This is a genomic window from Chania multitudinisentens RB-25 (genome assembly GCF_000520015.2).
Lineage (GTDB): Bacteria > Pseudomonadota > Gammaproteobacteria > Enterobacterales > Enterobacteriaceae > Chania > Chania multitudinisentens.
Genome location: NZ_CP007044.2, coordinates 2952152 through 2969940, shown reverse-complemented (window position 1 = coordinate 2969940; position 17789 = coordinate 2952152). Strand labels below are relative to the sequence as shown.

The 17789-nt window shown below is 49.0% G+C and carries 17 protein-coding genes and 1 pseudogene; 8 read left to right on the top strand and 10 right to left on the bottom strand.

Annotation, left to right across the window (positions count from 1 at the left end):
- Window positions 1–11: 11 nt before the first annotated feature.
- Together macB and macA are read right to left on the bottom strand one after the other, a co-directional pair.
- Window positions 12–1958: a macrolide ABC transporter ATP-binding protein/permease MacB gene (gene macB, locus Z042_RS13025; protein WP_024914203.1), complete on the bottom strand. Its 1947-nt coding sequence runs from the start codon at window positions 1956–1958 to the stop codon at window positions 12–14.
- Window positions 1955–3067 (bottom strand): macrolide transporter subunit MacA, encoded by a 1113-nt coding sequence (gene macA, locus Z042_RS13020; protein ID WP_024914204.1) that lies wholly within the window; start codon window positions 3065–3067, stop codon window positions 1955–1957. Before macA ends, macB begins: the two co-directional genes overlap by 4 nt.
- A 963-nt stretch (window positions 3068–4030) precedes the next feature.
- On the opposite strand from macA, the pseudogene Z042_RS13010 reads away from it, so the two are divergent.
- Window positions 4031–5181, top strand: a pseudogene (locus tag Z042_RS13010) (IS3 family transposase).
- Between the two features lie 107 nt (window positions 5182–5288).
- Here the strand turns inward: Z042_RS13010 and Z042_RS13005 are convergent.
- The 6 genes from Z042_RS13005 to Z042_RS12980 are packed head-to-tail and all read right to left on the bottom strand — an operon-like array spanning window position 5289 to window position 10492.
- Entirely contained in the window at window positions 5289–5945 is a 657-nt protein-coding gene (locus Z042_RS13005; RefSeq protein ID WP_024914206.1) for an HAD family hydrolase, read from the bottom strand.
- Window positions 5942–6934: an ABC transporter ATP-binding protein gene (locus Z042_RS13000; RefSeq protein ID WP_024914207.1), complete on the bottom strand. Its 993-nt coding sequence runs from the start codon at window positions 6932–6934 to the stop codon at window positions 5942–5944. Before Z042_RS13000 ends, Z042_RS13005 begins: the two co-directional genes overlap by 4 nt.
- Before the next feature lie 2 nt (window positions 6935–6936).
- Window positions 6937–7722 (bottom strand): ABC transporter permease, encoded by a 786-nt coding sequence (locus tag Z042_RS12995; protein ID WP_024914208.1) that lies wholly within the window; start codon window positions 7720–7722, stop codon window positions 6937–6939.
- A gap of 33 nt (window positions 7723–7755) precedes the next feature.
- Window positions 7756–8595, bottom strand: coding sequence for an ABC transporter permease (locus tag Z042_RS12990; protein ID WP_024914209.1), 840 nt, complete (start codon window positions 8593–8595; stop codon window positions 7756–7758).
- 27 nt (window positions 8596–8622) lie between these two features.
- Window positions 8623–9423: an alkaline phosphatase family protein gene (locus Z042_RS12985; RefSeq protein ID WP_025297164.1), complete on the bottom strand. Its 801-nt coding sequence runs from the start codon at window positions 9421–9423 to the stop codon at window positions 8623–8625.
- 7 nt (window positions 9424–9430) lie between these two features.
- Complete coding sequence (locus Z042_RS12980; RefSeq protein ID WP_024914197.1) at window positions 9431–10492, bottom strand: ABC transporter substrate-binding protein; 1062 nt, start codon at window positions 10490–10492, stop codon at window positions 9431–9433.
- A 108-nt stretch (window positions 10493–10600) separates the two neighbouring features.
- On the opposite strand from Z042_RS12980, the gene Z042_RS12975 reads away from it, so the two are divergent.
- Window positions 10601–11317 (top strand): UTRA domain-containing protein, encoded by a 717-nt coding sequence (locus Z042_RS12975; RefSeq protein WP_024914196.1) that lies wholly within the window; start codon window positions 10601–10603, stop codon window positions 11315–11317.
- A gap of 169 nt (window positions 11318–11486) precedes the next feature.
- Here the strand turns inward: Z042_RS12975 and Z042_RS12970 are convergent, their stop codons facing one another.
- Window positions 11487–12830: an esterase-like activity of phytase family protein gene (locus tag Z042_RS12970; protein WP_024914195.1), complete on the bottom strand. Its 1344-nt coding sequence runs from the start codon at window positions 12828–12830 to the stop codon at window positions 11487–11489.
- Between the two features lie 181 nt (window positions 12831–13011).
- Between Z042_RS12970 and Z042_RS12965 the strand changes: the two genes are divergently transcribed.
- From Z042_RS12965 to Z042_RS12950, 4 genes are all read left to right on the top strand, one after another.
- Window positions 13012–14322: a DUF4303 domain-containing protein gene (locus Z042_RS12965; RefSeq protein ID WP_162149761.1), complete on the top strand. Its 1311-nt coding sequence runs from the start codon at window positions 13012–13014 to the stop codon at window positions 14320–14322.
- Window positions 14319–14672: a hypothetical protein gene (locus tag Z042_RS12960; protein WP_024914193.1), complete on the top strand. Its 354-nt coding sequence runs from the start codon at window positions 14319–14321 to the stop codon at window positions 14670–14672. Before Z042_RS12965 ends, Z042_RS12960 begins: the two co-directional genes overlap by 4 nt.
- A 22-nt stretch (window positions 14673–14694) precedes the next feature.
- Window positions 14695–15561, top strand: coding sequence for a hypothetical protein (locus tag Z042_RS12955; RefSeq protein ID WP_156030386.1), 867 nt, complete (start codon window positions 14695–14697; stop codon window positions 15559–15561).
- A gap of 126 nt (window positions 15562–15687) precedes the next feature.
- Window positions 15688–16398: a hypothetical protein gene (locus Z042_RS12950; RefSeq protein WP_154666952.1), complete on the top strand. Its 711-nt coding sequence runs from the start codon at window positions 15688–15690 to the stop codon at window positions 16396–16398.
- 128 nt (window positions 16399–16526) lie between these two features.
- Here the strand turns inward: Z042_RS12950 and Z042_RS12945 are convergent, their stop codons facing one another.
- The gene (locus tag Z042_RS12945) at window positions 16527–16853 is read right to left on the bottom strand and encodes an ArsR/SmtB family transcription factor (RefSeq protein ID WP_024914190.1); all 327 of its coding nucleotides are present in this window, start codon (window positions 16851–16853) and stop codon (window positions 16527–16529) included.
- A gap of 53 nt (window positions 16854–16906) precedes the next feature.
- Here Z042_RS12945 and Z042_RS12940 point away from each other — a divergent pair, with 53 nt between their 5' ends.
- Together Z042_RS12940 and Z042_RS12935 are read left to right on the top strand one after the other, a co-directional pair.
- A complete protein-coding gene (locus Z042_RS12940) occupies window positions 16907–17398 on the top strand; it encodes an SRPBCC domain-containing protein (protein WP_024914189.1) in 492 nt (163 codons plus the stop codon).
- A 16-nt stretch (window positions 17399–17414) separates the two neighbouring features.
- Entirely contained in the window at window positions 17415–17777 is a 363-nt protein-coding gene (locus tag Z042_RS12935; protein ID WP_024914188.1) for a hypothetical protein, read from the top strand.
- Window positions 17778–17789 lie beyond the last annotated feature (12 nt).

The window sequence follows — 17789 nt, the reverse complement described above, 5'->3', positions numbered from 1 at the left end:
AATTTGACTTATTATTCGCGCGCCAATGAGTCAATCGGATCCAGCCGCGCAGCACTGCGGGCAGGTAGATAACCAAACACGATGCCAATGCCGGTGGAACACAGGAAAGCCCCCCACAAAGCGGTTGGCGGGAAGCTGATCTGCCAGCCCGGCATCGCCCACTGCACCAGTTGGCCAATAGCAAGTGACAAAGCGATCCCTAAAGCGCCACCCACCAGGCAAACCAGCACCGCTTCGATCAGGAACTGTTGCAGCACATCGCCTGAACGTGCCCCTACTGCCATACGTATACCAATCTCACGCGTCCTTTCGGTCACCGAGACCAGCATGATATTCATCACCCCAATTCCCCCGACGACCAGTGAAATCACCGCGACCAGCGCTAAAAACAGTTGCATGGTGCGGGTGGTCTTCTCCGCCGTTTGCACCAGGTTATCCATGTTGTAGGTAAAGAAATCTTTCTTGCCATGGCGTAACGTTAGCAAACGCGTCAATTGCTGTTCTGCTTCCTGGCTGTTATAACCATCACGAATGCGCACGGTGATCGAGTCGAAGTAGTCATTCCCCGTCAACCGGTTGGCCATAGTGGTATAAGGCACCCACACATTGAGCATCTTGCTGCTACCAAACATTGACTGCTTTTGCTCCGCCACTCCTACTACGGTCGCAGGCATATTGCCCACCAGGATCACCTCTCCTATGGCATTTTTCCGCAGAGGGAACAACCGACGTTGCGTATTGGTATCGATCACTACCACCTGCGCCCCGGACTGTAACTGCCCGATATCGATCCCCGCCCCCTGAGAAAAAGCCATACCGTAAACCCGGAAATACTGCTCACTGATACCGGAAACATTCGCCGCCACATCAATATTGCCAAAGCGCAAACGCATACTGTTGCGGATAGTCGGTGAAAGCACGCTGACATAAGGCTGTTCACGCAGTGCACTGAGATCGTCATATTTCAACGCCTGGCGAAAGGTCGGGTCATCATCACCAAAATCCTTACCAGGATAGATATCCACCGTATTGGTGCCGATGGATTTGATCTCAGCCAAAACGCTCAGTTTGGCCGCATCGCCAATGACCAGGATCGAGATGACTGAAGCGATACCAATGATGATCCCCAGCATAGTCAGTAAGGTGCGCATCTTGTTGGCCGCCATTGCCCACCAGGCCATCATCATCGCCTCACGGAAACGGTCGGTCATCTGCTGCCAGGAAGGGGACTGGCTTGTCAACGCCAGCGTTTTCGCCGGTGATCCCGTTTTTGACAAGGGGCGCGAGTCACTCATGATTGCCCCATCGCGGATTTCGATAACCCGCTCAGCCTGCCGCGCAACCGCAGGATCGTGCGTGACGAGGATCACGGTATGCCCCTGTTCACACAGTTGCTTGAGGATCGACATCACCTCTTCGCCGGAATGGCTATCGAGCGCGCCAGTTGGCTCATCCGCCAGGATCACCTGGCCACCGTTCATCAATGCGCGCGCAATGCTGACGCGCTGCTGTTGTCCACCAGAAAGCTGGCCCGGATGGTAGGTAATGCGCTCCCCCAATCCCAAGCGCGTTAATAAGGCCGCTGCTCTTTCTCGCCGAACCTGGCTACCCAGCCCGGCGTAAATGGCAGGCACCTCTACGTTATGCACCGCACTCAAATGGGGCAACAAATGATAACGCTGGAAGATAAACCCAAAGTGCTCGCGGCGCAGCTCAGCAAGCGCATCACCATCAAGCGCAGCCACGTCCTGCCCAGCCACGCGGTAAGTCCCGGCACTGGGTTTGTCCAGACAGCCGAGGATATTCATCAACGTAGATTTGCCGGAACCCGAAGCTCCCATGATCGCGACCATCTCACCGGCAGCAATTCGCAGGCTGACGTTTTTCAGGACTTCCAGGGTTTGATCGCCAGATTGATAGCTACGCCGAATACCACTCAGTTCCAACAGCGCTGTCATCCGTTGGCCTCCGCACCGTCGCGGCTGACGATCACCTCTTCACCCGCGTTTAGCCCACTGACAATCTGCACATCCAGGTTGTTACGAATACCAATGCTCACTTCCCGCTGCTCTGCTTTACCCTGATGCAGCACCGAGACGTGGTAACGGTTATCGGCAATTTGATCCCCTAATGCCACCAGCGGGATCACCAGCGCATCATTGACACCATAAAGTTGGATCTGCACCTGCGCAGTCATTTGCAGGCGCAGCAGGCCTTGCGGGTTTGGCACTTCGAAGCGCGCGTAATAGAAAATGGCGTTATTAACCTTCTCTGGTGTGGGTTGAATATCTTTCAACACCCCCTCAAAGCGTTTGCTTGGATCCCCCAGCACGGTAAACCAAGCTTTCAGCCCCGGTTTAAGGTGGATCACGTCCGCCTCAGACACCTGGGCTTTCACCAGCATGGTGCTCAGATCGGCCAGCGTCAGAATATTTGGCGCTTGCTGCGCTGCAATCACCGTCTGCCCTTGCAAAGTGGTGATCTGCACCACATCACCGTCCATCGGGGCTTCAATGCGGGTATAGGCAAGATTGATCTTGGCAGTGTCCAGGCTGGCCTGACTTTGCGCTATCTGCGCCTTGGTGTTATTCACCTGCGCTGTTTTCACCGCCAAATCGGTAGTCAATTGATCCAAATCCTGACGCGACACCACCTGTTTGCTGGCCAGTTCACGGTTACGCCGCAAGGTGACCTCTGCCAACTGGCGTTCTGCCTGTGCCTGTTGCAGTTGGGCCTGCAATTGCAGGATCGTGGCTTCCCCCTCACGAATGCTGTTTTGCGCCTGCTGCGGATCGATAACTCCGAGCAATTGCCCCTTCTGCACTTTATCGCCAATTTCGACCTTCAGGCTGACAAGCTGTCCACTGACTTGCGCCCCCACGTCGACCTTGTGCACAGCATCCAGTTGCCCCGTAGCAAGGACGTTATATTGAAAATCGCGCTGCGCTACCTTAACCGTTTTATAATCCTCAGGCGGCAAATGACTAGAATACCGATAAACCAGAATGGCGAGCACCAGCAACACGGTGCCGCCGATCAAAACGCGTTTTGTTCGTCCTGTTAACATGGGAATATTCCGTCCTAACTATTTATAATTTGTATATTGCTATTAATCCCGAGCCACCAAGCCCCTAATCGATTAAATCATCACGCAGATCTAAAATAACCAAAATAACTAAAATAATTAAAATAACCAAAATAACCTGGCACAAGATCAATATATTATGACGGACATGTCGCTGGAATTATCAATAGCACCATGCTGTTCAGATGAACCAGCGTGGTGAAGCTCGCGATCATAATGCACTAACCTCAGGACGATAAATCCTGCTAAATAGAAATAAGCAATTTGAACGCCTCTCGGAGTGTTAAATTAAGATTATATTGATTACTTTTTTTAGGTTACTTAAATTAATTTTTCAGGTCAAGCATTCAATATAAGGAATTCTTATGTTTTTAACAAATAATTCCCAAATTAAAAAATCAAACTAATAATCCTGCTGTGTTTTTACGAGAATTATCCCATCTCAACATCATGATAACCAGTCATTCAATCGATTACCTATATTCATATTTTTACGTTAATTCCTCTACATATAAGACTTGGTCATGATATTTTTCAGGATCGGTTGCATTAAGGGTAATAAGAATTATCCATGCCAGGTTGTTGATAGTGCAGAGCAGACCATCGACCTTCTGCTGACCGCCGAGCAGAACGAATATGACTTGCTGACTGCCTAAAAAATCGGCAACACCTCCGTTTCTGGGCAGTAACCTGGCCAAGCCAAAATGTAGTGGTATTATGAAAAGTCATTTAGAGGTGAACATATATGGGGAGTTTCCAAAAAAATAACTCACATTGAATGACATGTTATGAAACGGAAAATACACAATCTCGTCTCCCCCCTCCTCCTTAAGAGTTATGCCGGTATTTCTGCCCGTCCACTGAGCCGTAAACATGCTATCTGATCCTACCCGCGAATAGTGAACACGCGTCTAAGTGAGTAAACTCTCAAGTAAGAGGTAACTCATGACAAAACCAGTATCAACCAGCAAAAAGCCCCGTAAGCAACACACACCTGAATTCCGCCAGGAAGCCCTGAAACTTGCGGAACGCATCGGCGTTGCCGCCGCAGCCCGTGAACTCAGTCTTTACGAATCACAGCTTTATGCCTGGCGCAGTAAGCTGAAGCATGTGCATTCCTCTTCCGAACGTGAACAGGAAATGTCTGTCGAAATTACCCGTCTTAAGCGGCAACTGGCGGAACAGGCAGAAGAGCTGGCCATTCCCCAAAAGGCCGCGACATACTTCGCGAAGCGCCTGAAATGACATATGTCTTTATCGAAAAACATCGGGCTGAGTTCAGTATCAAGGCCATGTGTCGTGTGCTTAGGGTTGCCCGAAGCGGTTGGTATACCTGGCGTCCTGGCCGCCATCAGCCTGGTTCACGCCAGCAGTTCCGGCTCATCTGTGATACTGCTGTCCGTAAGGCATTCACTGAGGCAAAACAACGTTATGGTGCGCCTCGTCTTGCGAACGAACTGCCGGAGTACAATATCAAAACGATTGCCGTCAGCCTGCATCGTCAGGGACTGTGGGCGAAAGCAGCCCGCAAGTTCAGTCCGGTCAATTATCGTGAACACGGCTTGCCTGTGTCAGAGAACCTGCTGAAACAGGATTTTTACGCCAGTGGCCCAAACCAGAAGTGGGCAGGTGACATCACCTACTTACGTACAGATGAGGGCTGGCTCTATCTGGCTGTGGTCATTGACCTGTGGTCGCGTGCTGTCATTGGCTGGTCGATGTCATCGCGTATGACGGCACAACTTGCCTGCGATGCACTACACATGGCACTCTGGCGGCGTAAACGTCCGGAAAATGTCATTGTTCACACTGCTCGTGGTGGCCAGTACTTGCTCATCGGATTATCAGACCTTGCTGAAACGCCATAATCTGCGCGGGAGCATGAGCGCCAGAGGCTGCTGTTATGATAATGCCTGTGTGGAAAGCTTCTTCCACTCGCTGAAAGTGGAATGTATCCACGGAGAACGCTTTGCCAGCCGGGAAATAATGCGGACGACGGTGTTTAATTATATCGAGTGTGATTACAATCGCTGGCGTCGACACAGTGCATGCGGCAGTCTCAGCCCGGAACAATTGAAAACCAGAATCTCGCTTAGGGTTGTGTCCACATTACGTGGGTAAGATCACTGCACCCTACACCCTTTTTCACGCGAAAAATCTATCCCCCACAGGCATACCTTGTGGAAAACGGTAGCTCCCCCAATTACCCCCAGCGATAAACAGGCCACCCTGCCCGCTGAGCATGTTGAAGCAGGGAAATATCAGGATTGACAGCACAAGGGCACCCCACCTGTGATAACAGCGGTAAGTCATTGTATGAATCAGAGTAAAAACTGGCACTCTGCAACAAAGAAGCGTCGTGATCCAGCTTTGCCATCAGGCGAGTCAGCTTACCCTCGCGGTAGGTCATAACCCCTTGAGTCGAACCAGTATAAATCGCGTTATTCAACTCAACGCCAATTGCCAGCGATTCCTCTATCCCAAGATAGCGGGCAATCGGGGCCACCAAATGTTCCCCAGACGCAGAGATGACCAGGAGCCTATCGCCGCGGGCGCGATGCATGGCGATACAGGCTTTGGCATCGGCATAAATGCGTGGTGCGATAATTTCTGTTATATAGCGCTCGACCATATTGCTGACATCTTCCTGCGAGCGGCCTTTAAGAGGAGCCAACGTCAATTGCATATAGCCGGGCATATCCATTTTGCCCTGCGCATAGTCATCCATCAGCTCAGCATCACGCTGAAGAAACGCCCGTGGATCGCGCACCCAGCCGTGTTCGACCATAAACGATGACCATAGGCTGGAGCAGTCGCCTTTTATTAATGTCTCATCAAGGTCAAATAGCGCCAGACTCATGCCACCTCCCGTAAAGCCACCGGCTCCAACTGTAGCCCAATATCCGAACCATCCTGATAGAACGTCTCCGTTGAGCGATTTAACACATCGACATATAGCTCAATATTCTGTGCCATCACACGGTACCGGATAACATTGCCTAACAGACTATGGTTCTGGATGCGTGCTGGAATGCCCTTCTCAGGTGCGCAGATTACTATTGACTCAGGGCGGATAGCGACGCGTTCCTGGTAATTCACCCCGGTCAGGGCCTGTGCCTGTGCGGGCTCCAGCAGGTTATAATTGCCGATAAAGCCGGCTGCAAAGGCATTAACCGGTTGCGTATACAGCGTTCTCGCATCGGTGTTTTGCACAATGTGCCCCTTATTCATCAAGACAATCCGATCTGAAAGTGTCAATGCTTCTTCCTGATCGTGCGTCACAAAGATTGCTGTCAAATTCATTTCCCGCTGGATACGGCGGATCTGTTCACGCAGATGCTTACGGATACGCGAATCCAGGGCAGAAAGCGGCTCATCAAGCAGTAATAAACGCGGTTTGATCACCAAAGATCGCGCCAAAGCAACGCGCTGACACTGACCACCGGATAACTGATGCGGGAAACGCTGGCGGTAATGGGCGAGTTCAACCATATCCAAAACCTCAGTGATGCGCTGCTGCGCCTCAACGGCAGGCACCTTTTGCATTTTCAAACCGAATAACACGTTATCTTCTACCGTCATGTTCGGGAACAGCGCGTAATTCTGGAATACCATGCCAATGCCGCGCTTCTGCGGTGTGATAGGGATCAGATCCTGGTTTTGCAAAAAAATATTACCACTGTCAACGGGCGTCAGCCCCGCCAGGCAACGCAGCAATGTTGATTTACCACAGCCGCTCGGCCCAAGTAACGTCACGAATTCGCCTTGTTCTACACTGAAATCAATTTTGTTGAATATCTGAGTCTGCCCAAATGATTTACTCAACTGTGTGACACGTAAATATGACATGCCTACTCCTTAGATTTATTCAGCAGATTGGCTACCCAGGTGAATAACAGTACAACGGCAAAATATGAAATCACCAGCGCACTGGTAAAGTGGCCACTTCCGCCACGCATATTAAACAGATACACCTGTAAAGTTTCATAACGGTTACCCACCAGCAGATTGGCAAACACAAATTCGCCAATCAGAAAAGAAAATGACAGCAGTACGGCGATCATGCCGCCTTTACGCAAATTGGGTAACACCACTATCAGCGCAGCTTTCCAGGTACTTGCGCCCAATAAATGGGCTGAATCCATCAGGTCACGCAAATGGATGGCCTGCATGTTGTTAGCGATAGCCCGGTAAATAAAGGGTAAGGCGATAGTGAAATAGCACCCTATCAGGATCCAGGGTGTTCCCGTCAGCGCCAGTGGCCCATCGGAATACAGTTGCATCAGCCCCACAACAGAAACCACGGGGGGAACAGAGAAAGGCAATAAAATAAGTATATTCATCAATGCATCCAGCCTGGGGAAATAGTAGGCAATCACAAACATGAGCGGCAGGATCAGCGCAATGGAAAGCAGCAACGCACCAAAACAGACCAATAACGAATGGCCCAAGGCTGATAAAAAGCGTGGGTCGCTCCACAATGCCATAATCCATTTCAGCGTCAAACCCTCAGGCAGGATCGTCGTTCCCCAGCGGGTCGCCAGCGCATAGCCCAGGGTCGCCAATAGTGGCAGGAGCAAGATTGCCAGCAATAAATAAACCACTGACCGATGATAAATTTTTCCAATGTATGTCATCGCATCCTCGCGTTTTTGATCGCTACTGCGGGTTTAGTGCCGAACATTGAGGTAGCTCTTACGCAGTAGCCATTGATGTACCAAGGTAATGCCCGCCATCAGCACTACCAGTAACATTGCCAGTGCGCTGGCAAGCTGGGGATCAAGAGAGATATCACCCGCCACCAGGGCGGATATGCGCACCGGTACAACGTTGAAATTCCCGGTGGTGAGGGCATATACCGTGGCATAGGCCCCCAATGCATTCGCCAGTAAAATCACGAAGGTACCGATCAGTGCCGGCGACAGCACTGGCAGGCCAATATAGCGCCAGTAATGCCAATGCCCGGCTCCCATCAAGGCAGCGGATTCTCGCCAGTCCTCTCGCAAGCTATCAAAAGCTGGATAGAGCAACAGGACTCCCAGCGGGATCTGGAAATAGGTGTAGAGCAAAATCAACCCATTACGCGAATAAAGGTTGAAACCGTCTATCACGCCATAGTGACGCAACAGCAACGTCAGGCTACCGTTCAAGCCCAGCAGAATGACGAAAGCGAACGCCAATGGTACGCCGGCAAAATTACTGGTCATGTTAGTAAAAGAGAGCACAACATCATGCAATCGGATTGAAGCCAACTGTCGCAAGGAATAGCTGCCGATGATGGCAATGCACAACCCATAAAAACTTGACCAGAATGAAATGTCGAGCGACAGACGAATCGCTTGCAAATAGAAACTCGACGTAAAGATATCAATGTAGTTTTGCAATCCCCAGCCGCTCATTTCACTATTAAAACTCGCTACAGCAATCCAAATCAGCGGGGCTATCTGAAAAGCGAAAAAAAACACCATGAAAGGTAGTAACGCCAATACGGCAAACCACTTAACTTTCATCTTCCCTCCTTACGTCTGAGGCCAGATTTACACCAGTAATGCCTGACAGATCGGCTTATCATGAGACACATTCAATAACTGGCAGACTGTTCCGCATAACTCTATCTGCTGTGGAGCCGCGTCCAGAAAACTGAATTTACTGCCGAACACAAACAAGGGGATCTGGCACTCTTCTGCCAGCACCCCGCCATGGCTATGGTCATCATTCATGCCGTGATCGGCGGTTACCAACACCTGATAACCCGCCGTTAACCAACCGGAGAGGTAATTTGACAAAATACCGTCAACGCGGCGTGCTTGATTGCGGTACTGGGAGGAAGAAAGGCCGTATTTATGCCCAGCATCATCAATATTCATTGGGTGTATGAGTAAAAAAGCCGGATCATGGCGAAGCCGTAAACTTTCCGCATCATCAAACAGGTGAGAATCTGGATAACTGTCATCGTAGTAAAAATGTGCGTGCTGAATGGCTAAGGTTTGATTATCCGTATGGCGATCACGGGCGGCCTCAAAGGGCGTGATGTTATACAGCTCACTGATCCAGTAATAGGCTGCGGCTGCCGTCTTGAGCCCAGCGGCTCGGGCATAGTGGAACACGCTTTGCTGATGAGAAAGGCGGGAAACTTGATTGTGTACGATGCCACTTTTTACCGGCGTAATGCCGGTAAGAATGCATTCATACAATGGCCGCGAGAGAGAAGGCAATTCACACTCCAAGCGGTAAAGTCGTCCTTCATCCTGTGCACAATGCGCCTGCAAATACCCCATTGCATCGTGGGCAACCTGATAATTCAGGCCATCCAGGATCACTAAAATGACTTTATTCATTATTGGCTCACTGTGGTATGTGCATCATGACGGCTTCCTGCCAGAGACGCGGCAAGGTTTTCGCGCTTTTTTCCCATGCCGCCGGGTCGGCAATTGGATGAGCATTCACATATTGGCTAGCGGGCAAAAGTTTAGCTTTCACATCATCAGGCAGCGCAATATGCTCGGCCCGAATCGGGCGGGCATAACCACGTGCCAGGTTGATCTGACCTGCGTCAGAGAAGATGTATTCGCGGGCAAATTTGGCAGCTTCAGGATGTTTGCCGTATTTATTGATAATGGTGGTATAGCCAGACGTAATAGAACCGTCTGATGGGATCAGAACGTCATAACGCGTCCTGTCAATCTGATCACGGTAGTTCAGTGCGTTGAAATCCCAAATGATCCCCAACTGGATTTCGCCTTTTTCAAGCGCAGCGATATTAGGATCGTTCAGGTTGAGACGGCCCTGTTTTGCCAACTCTGCAAAGAAATCCAGACCTGGCTTGAGGTTTTTTTCATTGCCGCCCATGGCGTAGGTTGCGGCCAACACACCATTTACCGCTTGGGCGGCGGTTCCAACATCCCCCACGGTCACTTTGTAGTTACCTTTCAGCAGGTTGGCCCAGCTTGTAGGGGATACAGGCACCTGTTTTTTATCAATGATAAACGCAATCGTACCGGTATAGGCCAATGCCCAGTGGCCGTCTTTATCTTTTGCCCAATCAGGGATCTGTGCCCACGTTGTGGGTTTATAAGGTAATGTGACCCCCTTCGCTACAGCGATAGGGCCGAAAGAAGCCCCAACGTCACCGATGTCGGCGCTGGCATCGTTTTTCTCGGCGGCAAATTTTGCTATTTCTTGAGCAGAACTCATGTCGGTATCGCTGTGCTTGATACCATACTGCGTATGCAAATCTGACCAGGTCTGCTTCCAGTTGGCCCATGAGTCAGGCATGCCAACGCTGTTGAGTTGGCCTTCCGCTCTGGCGGCTTGCTCAAGGGAAGCCAGCGAGGTATCGGCAGCGAATACGGTGGATACGTTAAGCAGGATGACGCTGGTCAATATAGATGTAAATAATGGTTTCATCTTTGAGGCTCCAGATGATAGCGTGTGTTTTACTGGTCTAGTCCAGTGATGCCCTGCTAATTTAGCGAATATATGTGAAGGTTATATGTCATCAATGAGAGAGGAGCGATGAGCGAAGTTGAAGCTACCACCACCGTTTCGGCCATCTGTCAGGCGCTGTTAAAACAAATTGATGACGGGAATTTTTCAACCACTGGGCGCTTGCCGGCAGAACGCCTGCTCTGCGAGCAGTTTTCTACGACACGCATTACGCTGCGTGAAGCTCTTAGCCAAATAGAAGCGCAGGGAATTATTTACCGTGAAGTGCGAAAAGGATGGTTTATCTCCCCACCGCGTATAATCTACAATCCGCTCCAACGTAGCCACTTCCATCAGATGGCCCGAGAACAAGGGCGAGCAGCACAGACTGTGGTGCTGGATGCCTGCCAGATGGAGGCAAGCTCAGCAATAGGTGAAAAACTGTTACTCCCCGCTAAAAGCCAGGTATTTCGCATCCGTCGTTTGAGATATCTTGACGGCCGTGCGGTGTTATATGTTGAGCACTACCTTAATCCTGAATTTTTCCCCGGCATTCTTGAAACCGATCTCACGCAATCTCTGACGGATCTCTATGCCGATCGTTACGGTATCCGTTATGGCCGTGTACGCTTTGATGTTTTGCCGACACTGCTGCCAAAGCGAGCTGCATCAGCGTTGAAAATAGCCGATAACAGCCCGACTCTTTTTATTACACGTATCAATCGGGATCGGTTGGAGCGGGTGATCGATTGTGATTTGGAATTCTGGCGATATGATGCGTTGCACATTGATGTTGAGACAGGTTAATAGCCTATTGCGATACTGCTCAATGCACCTGAATAAAACAGCGAACTTCGCCGTTATGCGGCTCGCCCACCAACATTTTCTGCTGATATTGCCTCACCCTTGATAATCACCTTGCACATATACACCGCGCATCAGGCTGAGGTGGCAATATCAGACTGCAAAGCCTGGATCATAACGCATTCATACAGAGGGGCAGTTCCAATAGAATAAACTCGTTATCGTCCGCCATATTGGGTTGGCGGCTGGAAGAGAATGGAAAATTATTGTCGTTGCCTACAACAATATGGCAATCATCCACTATATCGACATTCTCTATGGTGAAGAATGGGAAGGTTAGCACACCGTTGTTCAGCGGTTTGCGTGCCAGATGCTGCGGATCTTGAATATTCATCAAATCGATATACGCCAATTTCTCTACCGGTTTACCTACATTGGCATCAGAAAAGGCAATTTTGTAGACTCGTTTAAATTTTGCTATCTGACTGAAACAGTTATCCGTCGGCATTCCCGCCTCACAAGCCTTATCGGCCGTGCCTTCACCATTATCACGCTCGATCACCAATCCATGAGTGGCATCAATCATATTAAAATCGCCAATCGCATGCTGGTTATCTTCCAGCACATACTGCCAACTACGGCCAGTCCAGGTCTGCTGCTTAACATCAAACTCCAACACGCGTAAATAGCGCCTGCCCGCAATATTCTCAAACTGTGCTCCTTCCCACAGGGCACCTTCCAATAACGGATACAGTTTACTGCCATCCGGCGCCACGGCCATTCCTTCAAAACCTTTAGAACGTGCTACCTGGAAGTTCTGCTTACCATCAGGCGCACCCGGTAAGTTCAGTGTCGGGTTATCGGGTGATTTCACCACCTTGCCATCAACACGAGTTTCAAATACGGCCAACACTTTGCCATTCAGATCGGTTTTGATCAGGTAAGGGCCGAATTCATCACCAATCCATAAGGCATTACCGGCAAACTGAAAACTTTCAGGATCGAAATCGCTGCCCGTCAGATACCGTTTTTCAGTGCTTTCATTGATGATATGAAACGGCACCCTTTTGTCTGGGTCATGCAGGAATAATGTGCTCAACGGCGTTACCGTTCCCTCTTTGAAATCAATACGGTAGTGGTTAAGATATAACATGGCATCCGGTGAATTGGCTTTACTGCCAAAGCCGTTGTCGGTCAGAACCCAGTAGCTGCCATCAGGCATATGTTTGATCCCTGAGTGCCCTTGACGCGGCTGACCACTGATTGGTAACCCGATGCCGGTTAGCCGACCGGCTGATTTCCCCGCCACACTACCCAGCTCGCTAACGCGTTGGCCACTGACGTATTTACCGCTCTGTTGTAGATCGATAGGAGCATCTTGCGGGGCTGTTATGCTGGATTTTACGGGTAAAATAGCGTGTCCGGACAGTGTTGCCGCTAACTGCTGTGCTCCCAGGCCAGTGCTGAATACAAAACAAGTAGCCAACAGCGCCAGGCGAGATGGAATGAGATGCATATTTACGGATTCTCTGATTGTGTATCGTCCAAAAGAAAAAACAATGCCAATATAGGGAACCACGATGACAAAAATATTATGTGCAGCAATTTGACCACCAGCACCGGCGTACCGCCATGAACCTCAGTTCAGGCCAATAAAAATAGTTATGGTAACTGACCGGCAAATTTCAGAGGTAGCAATGACAATGGATTGGAAAGCCTTCAAAGCATGCCTTTTCGAATCGGCAAGGGCGAAGCTTGACGCCTTGCTGTCTGAGGGTATTGAACCGCTCTACGCAGCCGTATTCTTTGCCAGTTATCGCGAACAGGAGGCCATCATCAGCCTTCCTTCGCTGGCGACGAACAACCTGGCGATGCTGGACCAAGATCACCCGAAACACCAACAGCGTGCTGACGAAGGTTTCTGGAGCCTCAAATGGAACCCCAGTAATTGGCATTGGAGCTGGGATCCCGATGATTATGGCGGTGAGAACCTGGCTTCATACGAAGCCATGCTGGAAACTTTCGCCAATCGCGGCACTGTCGCCCAGTGGGACAAGGCCGAAGAACAATTCATCACCACCGTGGCGCAGGTGGCCGTGGCTTTGTACAAACACTTTGCCAAGGACCCACGGGTAAACAAGGATTTCGTAGTATTTTTTCATGACGAAAGCAGAGGCCCCGAGCTGGCCAGAAAATGCATGTCACCTCGTCTATTCCTACACCACTTTCCCGAGCAGGACGCAACGCAACAGGAACGTCTGCGTGTTGCCGCGTTACCGCTTTCAGAACAGGCAGCCTATTATGTGCAACGTCTGGGATGCTACGAGAATATTGATGGTGAAGAAGCCGAAAAGTGGCTGATTGCCTGCGGTGCCCCTGCGATCCCTGCCCTACTCGGCTCACTGCATAAAAAGAATGATGCCTGGAAAGTGGCCATGATCCTTGGGCTGATCGGTGAGAAAAATGCTGAAGTTATCACAGCATTACGCGATCTGCTCCTGACGGCTAAAGACATCAGTACTTCACGCTGGTGTGCTTCCGCACTGGGGTATCTGGAAGATATTGACTGGCTTCTGGCGCAGTGCCATACGCCAAAAGCACTGGATCTCGCTGTAGAAGGCTGTTGCGCTAATTTCAGCGCATTTCGCAATAGAAGTGCCAAAACACTCTGCCTGAACTACACATTGCTGGAACGTTTGTTTGGACTTTACCCACAAAGTCATGCACTGGCAGAAGAAACTTTAAGACCTGGTTCCAGCTACTGTGATATTGGCGCAGCGGATATACCCGAAGCGCTTCGAGGTCTGGCCTCACCTCATGCCGTTATCCGCCGCCATGCGACATGTGTGCTGAATAACCGTTCTCTTGGCGAATCGCTAAACTCTGCCACTATTGCACATATTCTTGCTGCACTGGCTCCCCTTGCCGGGCAGGATAGCGATGAAACCGTTCGTTATCTGGCAGGATTGACGTTGAAATCGATGAAAAAGTGGCGAATAACTCGATGAATGCCGTTCTGAAAAAGCACATCTTTGATGAAGTGACTGAACCCAATGACCTGTTTGAAAGTACCGAACTGATAGCCGTCTGTCATGCTTATTACGCTCAATTTCGTGCAAGACACCTGGAATTGAGAAAAATATGCGTCAGTTTGTACGATAAAACCAGCTTGGCTCTGGTCAGCCACTTTAAGCACGGTAGATACCCCATTAACGATATTGCATTTCACCCCAAGGACCCTCTCATACTCATCGGTTCAGGCAGCTACGATGGCGGCTTTCTTTTTGAAGGCGAGTTAGTGCTGTGGAATTATAAAAGTAATGAACACCTGTCTTTATTAATATATGGCCTTTGTTGATGCCCATACGTTATGCGTTGGCTTGAGTGATGGCATTGTTGAAATCTGGAACCTGAAAGAGATGACCCGCCAGAGAGTCAAGCTGGCAGACAAAGGTAGTTGCGCCCAGATATTTTATAATCATGATCTGCAATGCCTAACCGTGGTGATTTTCAACAGTCATTACTCTGAGGATAAACACACCTCAATCTTTCAAATTCAACTGCCATCGCTGCAATTCAAACTTGTCTTTACCGGAAATGTGGTGCTGTCAAAAAATCAGCAAGGCGCATTTTTAGGCAGGCAGATCAATTATGTGAATAAAATAGAAAAAGACACTTTTTTTAATTCAGCGTTTAAAAATAGCCTGGAAAGGCGGCTCGGGCATTATGACCTTTTCAATCATTACATACGGATCGATAACCATAAGCACTTTTTTGCCCTCATCGGTAATCCTGCCGAGCAACATACGCATAAAGAATTGATAGAAATCGAGCCTGAGCAAGGACGAGTGATCGATCGCTATCGTATTGACCCTTCGCAAGGGCATTATATGAACCTGAATGCCATTCTTTCAGGTGACTGGTTTGTATTTCAGGCCAAAATATACAACAGCAACCCAACCAACAGGAAATATATACTGTTTGCAATCAATCGCCTGACCAAAACGACAGAATGGCTTACTGACTTACCTACACAGGTTTCTGCCTTTTGTACATCCATCCATCATCACCAGATCATTGCCAGTCTCACCAATGGCGACGTCATCATCTTCGATATTGTGTCTGGCAGACTAATTCAGCGTCTTGAGAGATCAAATCAGTATGGTTTTCCATTATCATTGGCAAGACATAACGAAATTCTGGCGATTGGTTACGACGACGGAACGGTCGAAATGCTCTCTCTGTGAATACAACCGCTCAAAACAAATTGTAATCCTCTGCCAGCACCGTCGCTGATAACGCCACAAAAAATGAAATAATTTAATAAGCAAGAACCAAACCTCATCAGCCATCCCCAAACAGGAGTCATTGAAATGAGAAAAAGGAATATAATTTCAAAAAAAATGGCTATTTTCTGCGTGCAGGCGCTTTTTTACATTTCGCCAACATTCATAAGCATCTCTAATGCACAGAGCAGCTCATTGAATCTGGGTATTTCCAGCGAAGTGCAGCAAAGCATTGATAAAGACTGCCACTCTCAGATGCTCGGGATATTTTTAGACTCATCAGGGCACATGCTCACCAAGCTATCTGATTATCAATTACAATCTATTTCATGTAATGAAACCAGCGTTGGTCTGCATTACAAGCAATCGGATAATTCGCTGGAAATAAGCTTGACCGACAATAAAATGGTGAATCAGTCTATGGCCAGTGCTGGAAGCACTAAATTGGCAGATAGATTGCTTGGAATACAAAAGCTGGGTTTGCAAACACAGGAAACAACGATTCAAGCCTTTAACGAACTGAGTGCAAAACATCCAGAACTGGCTATCGAGTTCGAAAAAACGACGCCTCCTGCGGTGAAGCTATCTATTTTGACCGGCGATCATATGTATTACAGGCGAGTTCCCTGTGAAGAGAGCCAGTGCGGAGCCATTGAGGCACAGGCGCTGATCAGAAATGAGAGATATTTCTTTAAAATAGACGCAGAAAACTATGCCGTAGCCAATTCTAAACAGGCAGCAAATGATTTTATCAAAGGAATTTTGCAGGCAATCAAGCTGGAGAATTTACCTTATTAAAGATACCAAATACGGTTTAAAACCTGGCTGTGGCGCTTGTTGGCCTCGCAATAGGAGAACCCGCTATCTTGAATAACATCTATTGGCCTGATGTAGAGTACTCATCAGGCCAATGGTCATTCACCCATTCACGTTTCTTCAAGGGCAGATTTTAACTTGCCTAACATCGCCACTGCATGGGTTGCATATTCACCAATCCACCGATCATGAATCGCTTTGATTGGCAACGCATTGAGATGATTCCAACGTTCACGCCCCTCCCGCCTGGCAATAACCAAGCCCGCGTCTTCAAGTACTTTGAGGTGCATCATTGTGGTACACCGATCCATTTCTGGAAAAAGTGCACATAACGCCCCCGTTGTTAAGGGTTTATCTTTGAGCTGATCCAACAGGAGACGACGCGTCCGGTTAGATAGCGCTTTGAATACCCGATCGTCTTCGTTTATATTTGACATGTTATGATTTTATAACATATAGTCTGTTCACTCAAGCTAAAAGGAATATTTTTATGACATTCGATTTTCAGGTATCGGCTCGCATGAGTAAGCCGGTTGCTGAGGTCTATCAGGCCGTCGTCAATCCCAAACAACTCAGTGCCTATTTCACGACGATTGGGGGAGCAAGCCACCCACTGGTTGCTGGAACCACGGTTCTGTGGTGGAACCAAACCCCCGTTGAGGTTATTGAGGTGGTTGAAAATGCACGTATTGTGCTGCGTTGGAATCCCGACTCATCAACAGGCAACCAGCCTTACAAAACCTTGATCGACATGCTTTTTATCCCGCTTGATGATGGCGGTACTCTCGTCAAAATTGGTGAAACAGGTTGGGAACAGAGCGATGCCGGGCAAAAAGCCTCGTATGTCAATTGTGAAGGTTGGACTCAGATGTTGTGTTCAATGAAAGCGTGGCTGGAGTATGGCATCAATCTCAGATCGGGATATTTTCAGAGTGAAATGCAGGGAAAACCGGCCAGCCAGATTAATCACTCTACTAACTGAATAAGGAGATATTTTTATGAACGTAGAAATTAAAGGCGGTATTGATATTGCGATCAAAGTCCCCGCGCATGAATATCAGCAGACGCTTGTTTTTTACCGTAATACCATCGGGCTCAAAGAAATTACTGACAAACCCCCGGCTATCGGCTTTGAACTTGGCCCGAATCGGCTGTGGATCGATGAAGCTCCCGGCTTGAGCCAGGCTGAAGTCTGGCTGGAATTGTTCACGCCAGATTTTGGCTTGGCTGCTCAACATATCAAAGAATGTGGCATTACACGCTGCGATACTGTCGAACCCCTGCCCGAAGGATTTAAAGGCGGCTGGCTCATGAGCCCCTGCAATATTGTTCATATGCTGCGAGAGCCGGAAGCCTGGTGAAAACCCACCGGC